This is a genomic window from Achromobacter sp. FW305-C-28 (assembly GCF_058783235.1).
Genome location: NZ_JBYSYL010000007.1, coordinates 79,181 through 94,983, shown reverse-complemented (window position 1 = coordinate 94,983; position 15,803 = coordinate 79,181). Strand labels below are relative to the sequence as shown.

Genomic DNA, 15,803 nt, shown 5'->3' with positions numbered 1-15,803 from the left:
ATGTCATGCGGCGTTTTGCAGGTAGCGTTGCGGCGGTGCACCCAGCGCGCGGTGAAACATGGCGCTGAACGCACTGGGGCTGCGGTAGCCGAGATCGGCCGCGATGCGCGCGACCGGCTCTCCCAAAGATAACCGGCAGACGGCGTCGGCCAGCCGCACCTGCTGCACCCATTGTCGGTAATTCAGTCCCAATTCAGCCTGGAATAGCCGGATCAGTGTGCGCGCGCTGGCGCCGACTTCGCTGCCCCAGTCTTCAATGCCGCGCTGCAGGCCGGGCTGGTCCAGGATGGCCTCGCAGATGGTCTGCAGGCGGCGGTCGCGCGGCCAGGGAATCTGGATCGGCACCACGCGGGCGGCGGCCAGCTCGGACAGGATCAGCGCGGCCACCTGCTCGGCCCGGCCGCCCAGCGGATAGTCGATGGGCTCGGCGGTGAGGGTCAGGATCAGTTCGCGCAACAGGCCGCTGACCTCGATGACCTGGCACTGCGGCCAATACGTGTGGGCGGCATCGGGCTGGATGTAGAGCGAACGCATCGAGACCGCGCCGATCATGTCGACCCCATGCGGCACGCCCGCAGGCACCCACAGCGCGCGCAGGGGCGGCAGGGCCCAGAAGCCGCTGGGCGTGGTGACGTGCATCACCCCCTGGACGGCGTAAATCAACTGGGCACGCGGGTGTGAGTGGGCGCCGGTGCGGGCGCCGGCCGAGAATTCCTTGGCCATGGCGGTGACGCTGCGCGGACGGTGCTGGTAGTCCTGCGCGTCGATGCTGCGGGCGGGGTCGGGGCGGGTGGGCCAGGTCGGCATGGTGTCACTTCCAGCAACAGGATGAGGCCGAAATAAGGGTAGGGATGAGGCTATTTTGTCACTTTCCCGACGAAAATTGGCAGGCAGGGGAACGCCGCCGTTCCTACACTGGGACCTGTGCGAGGCGTCTTGTCGCCCCGATGGCCCCCTGTTCCTGGCGTATCGCCGGCGCAGGGTCCTTTTTTTCCTGATCCCGCCACCCCATGAATTCCGCCCAGAATCCCGCCGCCGACCTGCCGGACCTGTCCGCCCCGGCGGCCGCGCCGACCCCCGCCGTGTCCGATCCGTCCACCGCCTTCAAGGTGCTGGGCGCGATCAGCGTGGCGCACCTGATGAACGACATGATCCAGTCGATCCTGTTGGCCATCTACCCGATGCTGAAGGAGTCGTTCAGCCTGTCATTCGCGCAGATCGGCCTGATCACGCTGGTGTACCAATTGGCGGCGTCGCTGCTGCAGCCCTTCATCGGTTTCTATACCGATCGCAATCCCAAGCCGTATTCGCTGCCGGTGGGCATGGGCTTCACGCTGGTGGGCTTGCTGCTGCTGTCGGTGGCGCCGTCGTTCGGCTGGCTGCTGGTGGCCGCGGTGCTGGTGGGCACGGGCTCGTCGGTGTTCCACCCCGAGTCGTCGCGGGTGGCGCGCATGGCTTCGGGCGGGCGCCACGGCCTGGCGCAGTCGCTGTTCCAGGTGGGCGGCAACGTCGGGTCGGCCCTGGGGCCGCTGCTGGCGGCGCTGTTCATCATTCCGCACGGCCAGGGCAGCGTGGCCTGGTTTTCGCTGGCCGCGCTGTTCGGCATCGTGGTGCTGACGGGCATTGGCCGCTGGTACAGCGCCAACCGCGTGCGTCTGAAACCGCGCGCCCGGCGCGAAGGCGCGGACAACGGCCTGACGCGCAACCAGGTGCTGGGTGCGTTGGGGGTGCTGGGCCTGCTGGTGTTTTCCAAGTACTTCTACCTGTCCAGCCTGAACAGCTATTTCACGTTCTACCTGATCGACAAGTTCGCCTTGTCCGTGCGGGAAGCCCAGCTGTACCTGTTCCTGTTCCTGGCCGCGGTGGCGGTAGGCACGGTGGTGGGCGGGCCGGTGGGCGACCGCATCGGCCGCAAGATCGTGATCTGGGTGTCGATCCTGGGCGTGGCGCCGTTCACGCTGATGCTGCCCTACGCCAACCTGTTCTGGACGGGCGTGCTGGTGGTGATCATCGGCATGGTGCTGGCGTCGGCGTTCTCGGCCATCGTGGTGTATGCGCAGGAATTGGTGCCGGGCAAGGTCGGCATGATCGCGGGCCTGTTCTTCGGCTTTGCCTTCGGCATGGGCGGGCTGGGCGCGGCCGCGCTGGGCAAGCTGGCCGACGCGACCAGCATCGGCTATGTGTACCAGGTGTGCGCGTACCTGCCGCTCTTGGGCGTGGTGGCGGTGCTGCTGCCGAATGTGGAGCGAAAACCGGTGGCGCGCAAGCAGGCCTGATCAGGCCGCGGCGCCCGCCACTGCCGCCAGCCGCGGCCGCGCCGCTTCGATGCCCCGGATTTCGCCATCGCCACTGTGGTGGATGACGGCGATGCGGGCGCCGCGCAGCTGGGCCAGTTGCTGCGGCGTCACCGCGAAGCTCATGGCCAGTTGATGGTCGGTCAGGGCATCGATGGGCTGGCGGCGGTCTTTGCCGCGAAAGCGCAGGTGGTTGTAGACGGCCCACGCCACCAGCACGGCGGCGTTGGCCAGCGCCAGCAGGGCGTAGCCGGCCAGCGTGTGCAGCGTGGGCAGGAAGGTCGGCCACAGCGGCGCCTGCGGGCCGCTGGCGGCGCCGCGCAGGATGGCGGCGATGCCGGAACCGAACAGGTAGACGAAGGCGAACCAGCCTGCCGCCGTCAGCAGCAGGTCGAACAGGTAGCCCGCGCGCGAACGTTGCGTGGTGATGATCATGAGGCGTCCGAAGATTTGATGCCGCGGTCGGGGCTGGTCCAGCGCGCGCGCCGGGCCTGCTTGCGCAGCATGACTTTGGGGAAACTGACCAGGGTGGTGAACAGACTGACCATCCAGTACGCCAGCGGATACCAGATGACCCAATACAGCGCGCGCCACAGGCCGGGCTCGTAGCGGCGGTCGATCAGGATGCTGACGGCGAACTGCAGCAGGCAGACCACGGCCAGCATCATGCCGGTGAAGGCAGGCGGCATCAGGCTGGCGATGTGCATGTTGTGCGGCAGGGTCACGACCTGGCTCACCAGCCACAGCAGCACCGACACGCCAAAGGCGAAGGCCCAGGCGGTGGACAGGCAGAATTCCAGCATCAGCGGCCACAGGCGGCGGTGGCGCCAGGTCCAGATCGACCGCAGGTTCTTCAGGAACACCTCGGCGCCGCCCTGGGCCCAGCGCAGGCGCTGCTTCCACAGCCCGCGCAGCGTTTCCGGCATCAGGATCCAGCACAGGCCGCGCGGCTCGTAGAAGATCGACCAGTGGTCGCGTTGCAGCTTCCAGCTGATGTCGATGTCTTCGGTGATCATGTCCAGGCTCCAGTAGCCCACCCGGTCGAGCGCGGCGCGGCGAAAGGCCGCGACCACGCCGGACACGGTGAAGACCTGGCCGTAGACGCGCTGGGTGCGCTTGATCAGCCCGATGATGGACGAGAACTCGCCGACCTGGATGCGGCCGATCAGGGTCGAGCGGGTGCGGATGCGCGGGTTGCCGGTGACGGCGCCGACCCGCGGGTTGTCGATCAGCGGCGCCACCAGGTAGGCGGCGGCGTCGGGGTCGAGCACCGCGTCGCCGTCGATGCACACCAGGTATTCGCTGCGTGCGGCCAGGGCGCCCATGCGCAGCGCCATGGCCTTGCCCTGGTTCTGCGCCAGGTGCACGACGCGCAGGCGCGGATGCTGCGCGGCCAGGCGGTCCAGCATGGCGCCCGTGCCGTCGCTGGAACCATCATTGATGGCGATGACCTCGATGTTCGGATAGTGCTGGCCCAGTGCGGCCAGCAAGGTCTCTTCGCCGTTGTCGGCCTCGTTGTAGCAGGGCACCAGGATCGACACCAGCGGGTCGCCGGCCAGGGCGGGCGGCGGGCGGCCGGGGCCCCAGTCCCAGCGCCGTTCCCAGTGCCACCAGAAGTACAGGCCGCCGGCCATCCACATGCCGGACATGAACAGGGGGTAGAAGAAGACGAAGCCGAGCAGCGCCTGGCCGGTCAGCATCATGGTGAAGCCGAACGGCGCGCCAAGCACCGCCAGCAGGATAATCAGGGCGATCAGTCGGTCGATCATCGGATGGGGTACCACGCTTCAGAGATGGCGGGCCGGATGCCTTGCAGCCGGGGCTGGTCTTGCGAGAAGTCGTCGGGGTAGTAGCCGAAGCTGCGGGCGCCGCGCAGTTGCAGGCGCTGCATCCAGCCGGCCAGCACGGCGGTGTCCACCGGCGTCACTTCGGGGCGGCCGGGGCCCGTGCGCCAGTCGCGCGCCTGCAGTTCGAACACGGTGCGGTCCAGGCCGCGGGGGCGTTTGGCCACCTGGTCGACCAGCCGGTCGAGCCAGGCGTTTTCCTGGCCTTTGGGCACGTTTTCCATCAGCGGCATGGCCATCGGCGCGGTCCAGTCGTAGGCGCCCAGGAAGTCGTCCAGGTTCTGCGCGAACCAGGCTTCGGACTGCGGGTCCAGGATCGGCATGGCGAAGATGTTGCGCGCGGTCTTGATCTGCGGGCCGCGCACGGCGCGCACCTTGGCGGTCAGTTCGGCGGTGAAGTCGATCAGCGCGCGGCTCTTCACGCGAGTCCAGCGCTGCATCGTGGCGGGGTCGGCGCGCAGTTGCGCGATGTCGCCCGGCAGGCCGGCGGCGCGGTAGGCGGCCAGCGCGCCAGGGCTGGCGTCTTCGAAGTCGGACAGCACCGCGTCGTCATGGAACAGGATGCCGTCGAAGATCGCGTGGCGCGCCAGGTCTTCGTACAGGTCGCCGATGCGGGCCCGCGCGGTGGCGTCGAACGGCGACAGGCGGCGGTACTGGTCGGGGTCGGGCTGGGGCGCGGCCTGCGGCGAGTCCGGCTGCCAGCGCGTGACCCGCGCGATGGCCGGGTCCAGGTCATAGGCCAGCACCGGCATCCAGGCGTAGACCATCACGTTGGCGCGGTTGTGCAGCTGCCAGGCGGCGCGGTTGAACAGATCGGCGCGCATCGGCAGCCAGCGGTTGGGGAAGTACACCGAACGCACCAGGCCGTCGCCAGTGGGGTCCGAATAGGCCTGCAGGAACACGGTGTTGATCTGCATGTCCAGAATGCGCTGCACCAGCTCGCCCAGGTTGCGGTCGGTCTGGGCCGGGTCCGGGTCGTAGACGTAGTCCAGGTCCACGTGGGCCACGCGCATGAAGGGCGTGGCTTCCATGCCCACGACGCTGTTGGCGAAGGACTTCAGCGCCGGATCGCTGGCCAGCAGCAGGCGCGGGGTGGACATCAGCCGGTCGAGCCGGCCGGCGCCGTCTTCCAGCGTCAGGGCCAGCTGGTAGCCGTGTTCGGCGGTGATGCGCAGGGTGGTGCCGCCTTCGGCGCCGTAGGGCCAGACCCAGACGCGCGGCGCCTTGCCCGTCACGCGCTCGATCTTGCGGCTGATGGCGGCCACGTCGGCGCCCATGCGGGCGTTGAACTGCGCTTCGGTTTCGTATTGGCCGGCGGCGGCGTCGTAGGCGCGCACGGCGGCGGCGGGCTCGGTATTGCCTTGCGGATTGGCCAGCGCGCCGTAGTGCGAGGCGTTGGTGTGCGCGGCGATCTCGACCAGGCCCGACTGCGAGATTTCACGGATCTCGTCCCAGTTCAGAAAGCGGCCGCGCGGCTCGGGGCTGCCGCCGAAGTCCACGGGCTTGTCGGCCGGCGTGTCCATCCAGGTGCCCACGGGGGCCAGCAGGGCGGGCCAGCGGTAGGCCTTCAGGATGGGCAGCACGCGGGTGTAGAAGCTGCGGTAGCCGTCGTCGAACGACAGCAGCACGGCGCGCTCGGGCAGCGGCGTGCCGCCTTGCCGCGCCGCCAGGATCTGGTCGACGGTGACGGCCTGGTAGCCGTTTTCGCGCAGCCAGGCCAACTGGTCGACCAGGCGGTCGGTGCGCACGCTGAGAAAGCCCTGGTCGGGGTCTTCGTCTTCCACATCGTGGTAGGCCAGCGCCAGGAAGTGGCCGGGTTGCCAGGGTTGTTCAGCCGCGGCCAGGGGGCGCGCGGACGGCGGCGTGTAGACGGGGATGTCCTTGGCGCACGCGGTCAGCACCAGGATGAGCCCCAGCAGCAAGGCTGCCAGGAAAATGCGGGTGGGTAGCTTGAGCAGCATGTCGGTCTCAGAAGCGATAGGCAAGGTCGAACGTGATGCGCAGTTCGCGCTCGCGCTGGCCGTCGTACGGGCGGCTGATGCCGGTGACCATGGCGCCCATGTCCAGCACGTCGTTGGCGCGGTAGCGCTGGCCGTAGCCCAGGGCGATGACGCCGCCGGTGCCGTAGCCCTGCTGGGTATAGGTGCCGGCCCCGAGCGTGCCGATCTGTTCCCACGCGGTTTCGTAGCGCCGGTACAGCGTGTGCGTGGCGCGTGCGCCGGGCAGCAGCATCAGGTCCGAGCGGGGATTGAAGTAGGGCGCGTCGTCGCGGTTGTTGCGCTGGGTCGACAGGTCCAGCGTCAGGTCGGCCTTCAGGTGCGGCGCGGTGTAGACGCGTTCGCGGCCGGCCAGGCCCAATTCCCAGCGCTGGTTGCCGTCGGAAAAACGCGACGGCGCCAGCGACAGCGTCCATTCGCGCCGCTCGTTGGCGCGCCAGCGTACAAAGCCGTTCAGCCGGTTGGACGAGATGTCGTTGGTCAAGGCGCGCAGCGGTGTCTCGCGCGACATGATTTCGCCGCCACCGCCTACTTGCCAGTGGTCGTCCAGGTCGTAGGCGGCCGACAGGCGCACGCCGGGTTTGACCCCGTGGCCATAGCTGTGGGTCGAGACTTCGCCTTCCACGGTCAGGTCGCGGCCGCGCCACTCGACGCCGGTGCGCAGCCAGCGGTAGTTGCCGCGGCCTTCCTCGAAATTGCCGGTGGCGTAACCGCCGCCGCCAAAGGCGCGCCAGTTGTAGTCGATGGGCGGCGAGTACAGCACCGCGTCGATGCCGAAGTCGCCATTGCCGTTCACCGGGCTGTCGGACGCCAGCCCGCGGTAGCCTTCGATGCGCAGTTCGGCCTTGTTGTGCACTTCCCATTCGCGGGCCAGGCGGCGGCTGGTCAGGTCGTCGGGCGCGCGTGCCAGCGTGTCGGCGGACAGGGCTTCGGCCTGGCGCCATTCCTGCAGATCCATGGCGGTGAAGCCCTGGCCGTTTTCGACCGACAACGCGCGCGGCGCCAGCGTTTCGGCCAGCTTCAGTTCGCGTTCGGACGCCCGCGGCCAGTCGCGCTTGCGGTAGGTGGACGCCAGGTCGGCGCGCAGCGTGGAATTGTTGGGCGCGTTGGCGACCATGTCTTCCTGTTGCTGCTGGGCGGCCACCGTGTCGTCGGCCAGCAGCCGCGCGGACGCCACGGTCTGGGCGCTGGCCAGCTTCAGGTCGTTGGGGTTGCGGGTGGCCTGGCCTTTGTAATACAGCCACGGGGCATAGCCCGAACCGACCGCGTCGGTGACCGGGGCGGTCTGGTCGAACTGTTCGGCTTCGGCCAGCGCGTAGTACAGGCCGGTCTCGGTGCTGAGGCGGTCTTCGGGATCGTCCTGGCGCCAGGCGTCGTCGGCGGCAACGTCGCGGTACAGGTCGCGCGCTTTTTCCGGTTGGCGCAGATACAGGTAGGCCGACGCCACGTCGTTCAGCGCATAGCGCGGCACGGCCACGCCCTGCGCGCGCAACGCCTCGTATTCAGCCACCAGGTCGGCCATGCGAACCCGCGCATGCAGCGCATGCAGGCGGTCGATGCGGGCGCGCAGCACGTCGGCCTGCGCCGGTTCGCCCAGCGCCTGCCAGGCGGGAATCAGGTCGGCGTAACGGGCCAGGGCGCGGTCGGCGATGACGAAGCGTTCGGCTTCGCTGCGGGTGGGCATGGACGCCAGCCGCACTTGTTGGGCCACGGCGTCGGCCTCCAGGCGCCGCAGCTGGGCGGCGTTGTACAGGTCGGGATGTTGGCGGGCCAGCGTCAAGGCCTGTTCGGCCATGCGGGCGCGGCTGAGCGCGTCGATGTATTCGCGCAGCACGTAGGGCGTGCCGGGGGCGATGGCCAGCGCCTGGTCGGCCTGGTGCAGGGCCTCGTACGGCTGGCGCAGGCGCGCGTGGACGTAGCTCAGGGCCAGGCGGGCGTCGGCGTTGCGCGGTTCGCGCTGGATCCAGGCTTGGCCCGCCTCGCGCGCCGCGGCGGTCTGGCCGGCGTCGGCCAGGGTCATGATTTCACCGGCGGCAAAGGCGGCCTGGCCGGGGTGGCGGCGCAGGCCGGCGCGGTACGCGGCCAGGGCTTCGGGCCAACGCTGCAGGTCGCGATAGGCGCGCGCTGCAGCCAGCTGGATGTCGGCGGGCAGGGCGGCGGCGGCCGGCAGCGTTTCGTAGGCGGCCACGGTTTCGGCGGGCTTGCCGGCCCAACTGGCGATGACGATGTGGTCGTAGACTGCCTGGCGGCCGGCGCCCGGCCCTTGCTGGCGCAGCATGGCCAGCGCAGGTTCGTAATCGCCGGCCCGGGCGCGTGCGATCAGCGCGTCGTAATCGTTGGTCGGCGCGGCCCACGCCAGGGCCGGCGCCAGCACCGCGCAGGCCGTCAGCGCCTGCCAGCAGGGGCTGGCCGTGCGCCGCCGGGGCGTGGCCAGCGGCGTAATCGGGGCGTGGCGGGCGTCCTCGCCCCGTCGGGGCGTTCCTTTTTTCAGCATCTGTAGCACTTCCGCAGTTGCGATATGGGCGCTCGTGGCTCCGCCGGCCGGACGCGGGCAGGCCGCGTTGCCAAATCATGCGCAGCGCAAGCGCCAACGGCGCCGGCGGCGAAGGGGATGAGCGTTCAGGTTTTCACTGCGCGGCGCCCGCTACGGGGACCTTCGCACTCGCGCGGAAATCAGGGAGTGCATGGCTAGTACGCGCCACGCCCGCAGGGCGTGATCGCAGCGCTTCTGGTGGCGCCGTCGACAGGTCGAACTTTATGGGTTTTCGGCGAATCCAACTGTCAATTACTGCAAAGGATGGGCCGCTTTGCTAAGCCTTGGCGTATTCTCTGCCGCATACCGCACAACCGTCGTGGCGGTATGCCGACAGTCGGGCCGACCCGGCACGGAACGTTTCACGCGACGGAGATGGCAGGGGCCTTTTGCCTTGCTGGTAACAAAAAACGTCAAAGATGCGAGTGTGTAACGTGTCCCCGACTGTGAATCCGGTGCAACAGATGTTCCAAGCGACGGCGACCGCCCACGGGGGCGAGAAGCCGGCAAACACATGACGACTGCTCTATTTTTTCTGGTCTGGGGCCTGGCGACGGCGCTGGCGCTGCCGCTGCTGCTGCCGTTTCATGCGCGCGGCATCGAGGGCGTGCGGACCTTCACAGTGGCCAACGCGCTGGCGGTGTTGTCGCTCTTGGCTTATGCCTCGGCCGACCTCGTGCCGCCCAGCCTTTACGTGATGGTGTCCAACGCCGCGTGGCTGGCCGCGATGAGCCTGGTGTACGTAGGCGTGCGGCAGTTCTTCGGCCTGCGCCCGCATGCGCGGCGCGCCGCCGTGGCCGCCGTCGTCGGCATCCTGGCCATGGCGCTGATGCTGTATGCCACGGATAACCTGGTCGGGCGCATGACGCTTTTTTCCGGCTACACCTGTGTGTTGATGGGCGCCACGGGGCGGGTGGTCTATCGCCAGCGCCAACGCATCCAGACGCCGGGCGTGATGCTGTACGTGATGTTGTCGATGTTCGGCCTGGCCGCGTTGAGTGCGCTGCGCGCCGTGGTCTACGGCAGCGGCTGGGTCCATGCGGCGTCGCTGCTGGACCCGGCGCCGTGGGGCCTGTTCTTCATTGTCTGCGGTTCGGTGACGGTGCCGGCGCTGTTCCTGGCGCTGCTACTGTTGATCCAGACGACGCTGTCCGAGCAGATGCAGGCCGCGCTGACCTTCGACAGCCTGACGCGCGCCTATTCGCGCCGCAGCATCCTGGACGAGCTGGAACATGAATTGCAGCGCTGCGAGCGCGGCGACGGCCGGCTGGCCGTGCTGGTGCTGGACATCGACCACTTCAAGTCCATCAACGACCGCCACGGCCACGCGGCGGGCGACAGCGCGTTGCGGCATTTCGCCCAGGTGGTGCCCAAGGCGGTGCGCGCCAGCGACCGTTTCGGCCGCCTGGGGGGCGAGGAATTCGTGCTGCTGATGTATGGCTGTGATGCCGCCCATGCGCTGGTGCAGGCCCAGCGGGTGTGCGATGCATTGCGGGATTCGCCGCTTTACCTGCAAGGGCAGGAAGTGCGCATGACCACCAGCGGCGGCGTGGCGACGTTTCAGTCGGGCGATACGGCCGATGGGATTCTGGCCCGCGCCGACCTGGCGCTGTACAAGGCCAAGGAACTGGGGCGCGACCGCATCGAGATGGCCTGGAGCGGGCGCCTGCCGGGCCGCCAGGCGGCCGCCCGGGAAGACGGCGCCGCCGCGTTGGCGACGCCGGCGCAAAGCCCTACGGTTTGAGGTGCTGGGTGAAGAACTTTTCCATCGCCTCGTAGAACTCGAACTTGTTTTCGTCATTGTGGAAGCCGTGGCCTTCGTTGTCCTTGACCATGTATTCCACTTCGACGCCGCGGGCCTTCAGCGCCTTGACCATCTGGTCGCTTTCGTCTTTGTTGACGCGCGGGTCCTTGGCGCCCTGGGCAATGAACAGGGGCGTCTTGATCTTGTCGGCGTGCAGCGCGGGCGAGGTGGCCGCCAGGCGGGCCTTGTCGCGTTCGGGGTCGCCGACCATGTCCTGCATCTTGGCCAGCATCGGCTTCCAGTAGGGCGGAATCGACTTCATGAACGTGAACAGGTTGGACACGCCCACGTAGTCGACCGCGGCCGCGTACAGGTCAGGCGTGAAGGTCACGCCCGCCAGCGTGGCGTAGCCGCCGTAGCTGGCACCATAGATGCCGATGCGCTTGGGGTCGGCAATGCCTTGCTGCACCAGCCACTGCACGCCGTCGGTGATGTCGTCCTGCATCTTCAGGCCCCATTGGCCGAAGCTGGCTTCCCAGAAGCGGCGGCCGTAGCCGGTGGACCCGCGGAAGTTCATCTGCAGCACGCAGAAGCCGCGGTTGGCCAGGAACTGCACTTCAGGGTTGTAGCCCCAGCCGTCGCGGGCCCACGGACCGCCGTGCGGATTGACGATGCACGCCAGGTTCTTGGGGTCGCGGCCGGCCGGCAGCGTCAGGTAGCCGTGGATGGTCAGGCCGTCGCGGCTTTGGTAGCTGATGGGCTGCACCCGCGCCATGTCGGCCTCGGGCAGGGCCGGGTTGATGTCGGCCAGCTTGCTGAGCGTGTCGGCGCGGGCATCGTAGATGTAGCGCGAACCCGCCGTGCGGTCGTTGTAGGCGGCGACGATGAATTTGTCTTCGTCGCGGTTGGCGCCCTGGATGGCGAACTGGTAGCCCTCGAGCTTGGCCGACAGGTTCTTGAACAGCGTTTCGGTTTCTTTGTCGAAGAACTTGAACTGCGGCTTGTCGGTCTGGTAGGACGCGACGGTCAGGACGCGGCGCTTGCGCGAGAAGCCGGCGGCGTCGAGGTCGACGGTGTCCGGGGTGAAGATCTCGTCTTCTTTGTCGGGCGTGGCCGGGTCGATGACCACCAGGCCGAGCTTGTCGCGGCCGCGGTTGGACAGGGCGTAGAACTTCTTGTCGTCGAAGGTGAAGAAGGCCGGGCTGACGCTGGTGCGGTAGTCGGTGGTGAGCAGCGGACGGAATTCCGAGGCTTCGTTGTCGCGGTAGAGCAGGGTGGTGTTCAGGCCGTCGCTGGTGACGGCCGCGCGCACCTTGCCGGCGTGGTCGGTCTGCCAGCCGACGATATTGCCGGGGTTCTGGGCTACCAGCACGCCGGCGCCGGTGTGCACGTTGACGCGGTAGACGTCGAACACCTGCGGGTCGCGCTGGTTGTGGCTGATCAGGATGTGGTCGGGATCGTCTTCGAGATCGTCTTCGATGCTGGCGCGCACGCCGTCATACGGGGTCAGGTCGGTGATCTTGCCGGTCTTGGCGTCCACCGCCAGGACGTGGAAGTTCTCGTCGCCGCCGAAGTCTTTCTGGTAGAGCACCACGTCGGGGCCTTTCCAGAAGAAATTGCTGATGTCACGGGCGGTTTCGCTGGTCAGCTTGCGGGGTTCGCCCACCGGCTTGCTGCCTTCCAGGGCCTGCACGTAGATGTTCATGCGGGGCGGCTTGCCGTCCACGCTGGTGGGCTGCATGAAGCCCAGGGTCTTGCCGTCGTCGGCCAGGCGGAAAAAGCCGCGTTCCGGATTGCGGAAGAAGTCTTTCAGCGGGTAGGCACGGGGGGGCTGCGCGGCGTGAGCGCCCAGCGAAGCGCCGACGATGCCGGCAGCCAGAAGGGTGTGTTTCATGAATGAGAGCAAGGCGGACCTCCGACGGATGCAGCCGGCTGCACTTGCCGCCGGACTCATCGATAATGCCATAGCCGCGCCCGGGGTGTCGAACCGCCGGGTGACCGAATTGTCCCGCCGGGAGCGGTCCCCGGGATTGCCTCGTTTGCGGGATAATCGCGGCTATCAATCTGGAGAATCACATGGTTAGGAATCTGGTCGCGGTGTCGGCGCTGGCCCTGGGCCTGGCGGGCTGCTCGCTCGGCATCTCGCAAGACAGCGCGTCGCCGCACAGCGAATTCAAGGCGCCCGTGAACTACAAGGACGCCTACGCGACCGTCGTGCGCCAGGCCAATGCCTGCCTGCGCAGCACCGACAACGCCTACCGCGTGGTGTCCAACCTGGACGAAAGCGCGCAGTCCGGCGTGGTGCGGGTGCTGGCGCCCTACACCGACAACGAAATGACCCGCGTCGACCTCAAGGCGGCGGGCCCCAAGACCACCGACACCCGCATCGTGATGTGGGGCAAGGGCACCTGGGACGCGGCCGCGATGCGCGCCATGCAGGACGCGATCTACTACAACCTGACGTCGTGCTCGTCCTACATGCCGCTGGACCCGCGCCCGCCGGCCAAGTCGTCTCGTGATCTGAGGTAGAGAATCAATCGCCGCCAGGTCGGCGGCGGATGATCTTGAAGGTGGCGGTGGCGCGGGCGACGAGTTCGCCGTCGGCGCGGCGGATGTCGCCTTCGCAGAAGGCGATGGATGCGCCGCGGCGCAGGCAGCGGGCTTCGATGATCAGGTCGCCGGTGGCGGGGGACAGGAACGTGGTGTTCATGTCGATCGTGGCCATGCCTTCGGTGGCGTCGGCCGACCCGCGAGCGGCGGCGCTGAGGGTGAAGTCCAGCACGCTCATCAGGGTGCCGCCGTGCACGTCGCCGCGGCTGTTGGTCAGGTCTTGGCGCCAGGGCAGCGTGGTGCGGGCGTAGGCCGGCGCGATGCTTTCGGGCACCAGGCCCAGAAAACTCATGAAGGGAATCGCCAGGCCGAAATACTCACCCGGGGCGGGGGTTGCGGTTGCAGTCATGGAAGCGGTGTGCGGAATGGAAGAAGTCGGGAATTTGCCGGTCATAATATCCACTTTTCCGGCGCGCGCATGGCCTGGCACTCCCGGGTGTCCGGCAAGCGTCCAGTGGGCCTTCGATAGTGTTCGTTGATCGAACTCGTTGCAGGGTCCGCGCCCGTTTTGCCTGCAACCGTTTTGCCCCATGAGCGAGCCCAGCCGCAAGATCGTACACATCGACATGGACGCGTTCTACGCGTCGGTGGAACAGCGCGACAACCCCGACCTGCGCGGCAAGCCGGTGGTGGTGGCCTGGACCGGACCGCGCTCGGTCGTGTGCGCCGCCTCGTACGAGGCGCGCCGCTTTGGCGTGCATTCGGCCATGTCGGCCATCCGCGCGCAGCGGCTCTGTCCGCAGGCGGTCTACGTGCCGCCCGATTTCAACCGGTACCGCGACGTCTCGCGCCAGATCCGCCAGATCTTCGCCCGCCACACCGACCTGATCGAACCCCTGTCGCTGGACGAGGCCTATCTGGACGTCACCGTCAACAAGCTTGGCCTGCCGTCGGCGACCGAGGTGGCGCAGGTGATCCGCCAGCAGATCCGTACCGAAACCGGGCTGACGGCTTCGGCCGGCATTGCGCCCAACAAGTTCCTGGCCAAGATAGCGTCCGACTGGAACAAGCCCGATGGCCAGTTCGTGATCCGCCCGACCAAGGTGCTGGAATTCCTGCAGCCACTGCCGGTGCGCAAGGTGCCGGGCGTGGGCAAGGTGACGCAGGCCCGGCTGGAACAGTTAGGCATCCATACCGTGGGCGACCTGGCCACGCACGGCGCCGAAGAACTCGAACACTATTTCGGCCGCTATGGGCGGCGCCTGTTTGAGCTGGCGCGGGGCATCGACGAACGCGAGGTACAGACCGACCAGCCGCTGCAGCAGGTGTCGGCCGAAACCACGTTTTCGGAAGATATCCGGCTGGATGCGCTGGGCGATGCCATCGACCGCATGGCGGACAAGGTCTGGGACCAGGCGCTGAAGAAGGGCGCGCTGGGTCGTACGGTGGTGCTCAAGCTCAAGACTGACCGCTTTCGCATTCTGACGCGCAGCCAGACCAGCCCCAATCCGCCGTCGTCGGCCGCCGAGCTGGCGGCGGTGGCGCGGCTGCTGTGCGAGCGGGTGGAATTGCCGGCCGATACGCTGTACCGGCTGGCGGGGGTGGGCATGAGCAACTTCGCCGATCCGGCCGAGCAGTCGCGTCAGCCGGATCTGTTCGGCGGGGCGTTCTAGCGAGGGGCGTGCTCGAGCGGAGCGCTGCTGAATCCGTGTGTGCGTCCGAGTATGCGTCCGCGCATGCGGAATCGGGCTACGCCGGGTCCAGCTCGCGCTTGATGGAATTGTGCTTGATGGCCTTGCGGCAGCGCGCGATGTAGGCCTTGTCCCGCGAGGCCAGCCCCAGCTCCAGCAGCAGCCAGTCGCGCAGCCGCGCATCGCCGTGCTTGAGCTTGGGGTTCATGGCGTTCACGCGTTCGAACAGCGCATCGAATTGCACGGTATCCGGTGGGTCGGCCGCTTTTTTCTGCTGCTGGCAGAACGCAGGCACCAGGAACGCCAGGCCGTCGCCGCTGTCGACGCTGGCCAGGTCGGGGTGTGCGGTCAGCGCGGCCTGCACCGCCTGGTACTGCCCGGCGTCCACGACCGGCTGCAAGGCGTATTCGCGGCAGGCCGGGCCGATACGCTTGTGGTCGCACAGGTCCAACGCCGCCTGCAGCCCGTCACGCGCGCTGACGCTGGCCACCAGCCGGCTCTTGATGATGGCGATCTCGTCGCGTTCGCTGCGCGTGTTGCACTGGGGCAGCAGTTTCAGGGCGGCGGCGGCGTCGCCATGATCGGCGGCATCGCGCAGCAGGATGCGGTAGCCCTGGTAACGGTTGTCTTCTTCGCGAAAGATTTGGGTGGTACGCAGCTGCTGGACGTAGGCTTCGACGGCCGCGGCGCGGGCGGCCTGGCCGGCGCCGTCTTGCGCGGCCAGGGCCAGCGCGTCTTCGATGATGTGCAAGGTGACGTGATTGAAGACGATGTCGTCTTGCAGCCCGGCCACGGCCTGCGCCATGCCGGCGGGCGACAGGCGCGCGGCCTGGAACAACAGGTACAGGCAGCGGGAGTAGTCCAGCGCGCCGTCGGCGTCGGGTCGGCTGGAATGATGGCTGCCGCGCCACAGGCCCAACGTGACCTTGCGCGCTTCGCGGTAGGCCAGCGGGGAGCCGCCGCCGCAACCCCAGCCGTAGCCGTTGTCGGGCGCGGCGGCCAAGGCCTCGATGACCGGCGCAATGGCGTCAGACAGGCGGCGCAGGGCGTCCGGGTCTGCCTTCAGCGGATCGGCAAGGGTGGTGTCGTAGCGGGATTCGAAATGCCGGCGGCCGATATTGATGGCCTCGACACAGTCGCGCATCGCCCC

The 15,803-nt window shown here is 68.1% G+C and carries 12 protein-coding genes; 4 read left to right on the top strand and 8 right to left on the bottom strand.

Features of this window, described 5'->3' with window-relative positions:
• Window positions 1-3: 3 nt before the first annotated feature.
• Window positions 4-807, bottom strand: coding sequence for an AraC family transcriptional regulator (locus tag AC3WMR_RS18265; RefSeq protein ID WP_492265641.1), 804 nt, complete (start codon window positions 805-807; stop codon window positions 4-6).
• 203 nt (window positions 808-1,010) lie between these two features.
• Here AC3WMR_RS18265 and AC3WMR_RS18260 point away from each other — a divergent pair, with 203 nt between their 5' ends.
• Window positions 1,011-2,276, top strand: coding sequence for an MFS transporter (locus AC3WMR_RS18260; RefSeq protein WP_492265640.1), 1,266 nt, complete (start codon window positions 1,011-1,013; stop codon window positions 2,274-2,276).
• Here AC3WMR_RS18260 and pgaD read toward each other — a convergent pair whose 3' ends face one another.
• The 4 genes from pgaD to pgaA are packed head-to-tail and all read right to left on the bottom strand — an operon-like array spanning window position 2,277 to window position 8,629.
• Window positions 2,277-2,729: a poly-beta-1,6-N-acetyl-D-glucosamine biosynthesis protein PgaD gene (pgaD, locus tag AC3WMR_RS18255; RefSeq protein ID WP_492265639.1), complete on the bottom strand. Its 453-nt coding sequence runs from the start codon at window positions 2,727-2,729 to the stop codon at window positions 2,277-2,279.
• Window positions 2,726-4,063, bottom strand: coding sequence for a poly-beta-1,6-N-acetyl-D-glucosamine synthase (gene pgaC / locus AC3WMR_RS18250; RefSeq protein ID WP_492265638.1), 1,338 nt, complete (start codon window positions 4,061-4,063; stop codon window positions 2,726-2,728). The genes pgaD and pgaC overlap by 4 nt, the downstream gene beginning before the upstream one ends.
• Window positions 4,060-6,099 carry a poly-beta-1,6-N-acetyl-D-glucosamine N-deacetylase PgaB gene (gene pgaB / locus AC3WMR_RS18245; RefSeq protein ID WP_492265637.1) on the bottom strand — a complete coding sequence of 680 codons (2,040 nt, stop codon included), beginning with the start codon at window positions 6,097-6,099 and terminating at the stop codon, window positions 4,060-4,062. The genes pgaC and pgaB overlap by 4 nt, the downstream gene beginning before the upstream one ends.
• Window positions 6,100-6,106: 7 nt before the next feature.
• A complete protein-coding gene (gene pgaA / locus AC3WMR_RS18240) occupies window positions 6,107-8,629 on the bottom strand; it encodes a poly-beta-1,6 N-acetyl-D-glucosamine export porin PgaA (protein WP_492265636.1) in 2,523 nt (840 codons plus the stop codon).
• A gap of 553 nt (window positions 8,630-9,182) precedes the next feature.
• On the opposite strand from pgaA, the gene AC3WMR_RS18235 reads away from it, so the two are divergent.
• Window positions 9,183-10,412: a sensor domain-containing diguanylate cyclase gene (locus AC3WMR_RS18235; protein WP_492265635.1), complete on the top strand. Its 1,230-nt coding sequence runs from the start codon at window positions 9,183-9,185 to the stop codon at window positions 10,410-10,412.
• Here the strand turns inward: AC3WMR_RS18235 and AC3WMR_RS18230 are convergent.
• On the bottom strand, window positions 10,402-12,306 hold the full coding sequence (locus tag AC3WMR_RS18230) for an alpha/beta hydrolase family protein (RefSeq protein WP_492265634.1): 1,905 nt from the start codon (window positions 12,304-12,306) through the stop codon (window positions 10,402-10,404). The genes AC3WMR_RS18235 and AC3WMR_RS18230 overlap by 11 nt on opposite strands.
• Window positions 12,307-12,488: 182 nt before the next feature.
• On the opposite strand from AC3WMR_RS18230, the gene AC3WMR_RS18225 reads away from it, so the two are divergent.
• Window positions 12,489-12,941, top strand: coding sequence for a BPTD_2524 family lipoprotein (locus AC3WMR_RS18225; RefSeq protein WP_492265633.1), 453 nt, complete (start codon window positions 12,489-12,491; stop codon window positions 12,939-12,941).
• A 4-nt stretch (window positions 12,942-12,945) separates the two neighbouring features.
• Here the strand turns inward: AC3WMR_RS18225 and AC3WMR_RS18220 are convergent, their stop codons facing one another.
• Window positions 12,946-13,371 (bottom strand): PaaI family thioesterase, encoded by a 426-nt coding sequence (locus tag AC3WMR_RS18220; RefSeq protein WP_445658658.1) that lies wholly within the window; start codon window positions 13,369-13,371, stop codon window positions 12,946-12,948.
• A gap of 181 nt (window positions 13,372-13,552) precedes the next feature.
• Between AC3WMR_RS18220 and dinB the strand changes: the two genes are divergently transcribed.
• Complete coding sequence (dinB, locus tag AC3WMR_RS18215) at window positions 13,553-14,635, top strand: DNA polymerase IV (protein ID WP_025135413.1); 1,083 nt, start codon at window positions 13,553-13,555, stop codon at window positions 14,633-14,635.
• A gap of 76 nt (window positions 14,636-14,711) precedes the next feature.
• Here dinB and AC3WMR_RS18210 read toward each other — a convergent pair whose 3' ends face one another.
• Window positions 14,712-15,797 (bottom strand): hypothetical protein, encoded by a 1,086-nt coding sequence (locus AC3WMR_RS18210; RefSeq protein ID WP_492265632.1) that lies wholly within the window; start codon window positions 15,795-15,797, stop codon window positions 14,712-14,714.
• Window positions 15,798-15,803 lie beyond the last annotated feature (6 nt).

Excerpts from the sequence above, each read along its gene's own strand:
- AC3WMR_RS18265 (WP_492265641.1), bottom strand. The coding sequence starts at position 807 with ATGCCGACCTGGCCCACCCGCCCCGACCCCGCCCGCAGCATCGACGCG.
- AC3WMR_RS18260 (WP_492265640.1), top strand. The coding sequence starts at position 1,011 with ATGAATTCCGCCCAGAATCCCGCCGCCGACCTGCCGGACCTGTCCGCC.
- pgaD (WP_492265639.1), bottom strand. The coding sequence starts at position 2,729 with ATGATCATCACCACGCAACGTTCGCGCGCGGGCTACCTGTTCGACCTG.
- pgaC (WP_492265638.1), bottom strand. The coding sequence starts at position 4,063 with ATGATCGACCGACTGATCGCCCTGATTATCCTGCTGGCGGTGCTTGGC.
- pgaB (WP_492265637.1), bottom strand. The coding sequence starts at position 6,099 with ATGCTGCTCAAGCTACCCACCCGCATTTTCCTGGCAGCCTTGCTGCTG.
- pgaA (WP_492265636.1), bottom strand. The coding sequence starts at position 8,629 with ATGCTGAAAAAAGGAACGCCCCGACGGGGCGAGGACGCCCGCCACGCC.
- AC3WMR_RS18235 (WP_492265635.1), top strand. The coding sequence starts at position 9,183 with ATGACGACTGCTCTATTTTTTCTGGTCTGGGGCCTGGCGACGGCGCTG.
- AC3WMR_RS18230 (WP_492265634.1), bottom strand. The coding sequence starts at position 12,306 with ATGAAACACACCCTTCTGGCTGCCGGCATCGTCGGCGCTTCGCTGGGC.
- AC3WMR_RS18225 (WP_492265633.1), top strand. The coding sequence starts at position 12,489 with ATGGTTAGGAATCTGGTCGCGGTGTCGGCGCTGGCCCTGGGCCTGGCG.
- AC3WMR_RS18220 (WP_445658658.1), bottom strand. The coding sequence starts at position 13,371 with ATGACTGCAACCGCAACCCCCGCCCCGGGTGAGTATTTCGGCCTGGCG.
- dinB (WP_025135413.1), top strand. The coding sequence starts at position 13,553 with ATGAGCGAGCCCAGCCGCAAGATCGTACACATCGACATGGACGCGTTC.
- AC3WMR_RS18210 (WP_492265632.1), bottom strand. The coding sequence starts at position 15,797 with ATGCGCGACTGTGTCGAGGCCATCAATATCGGCCGCCGGCATTTCGAA.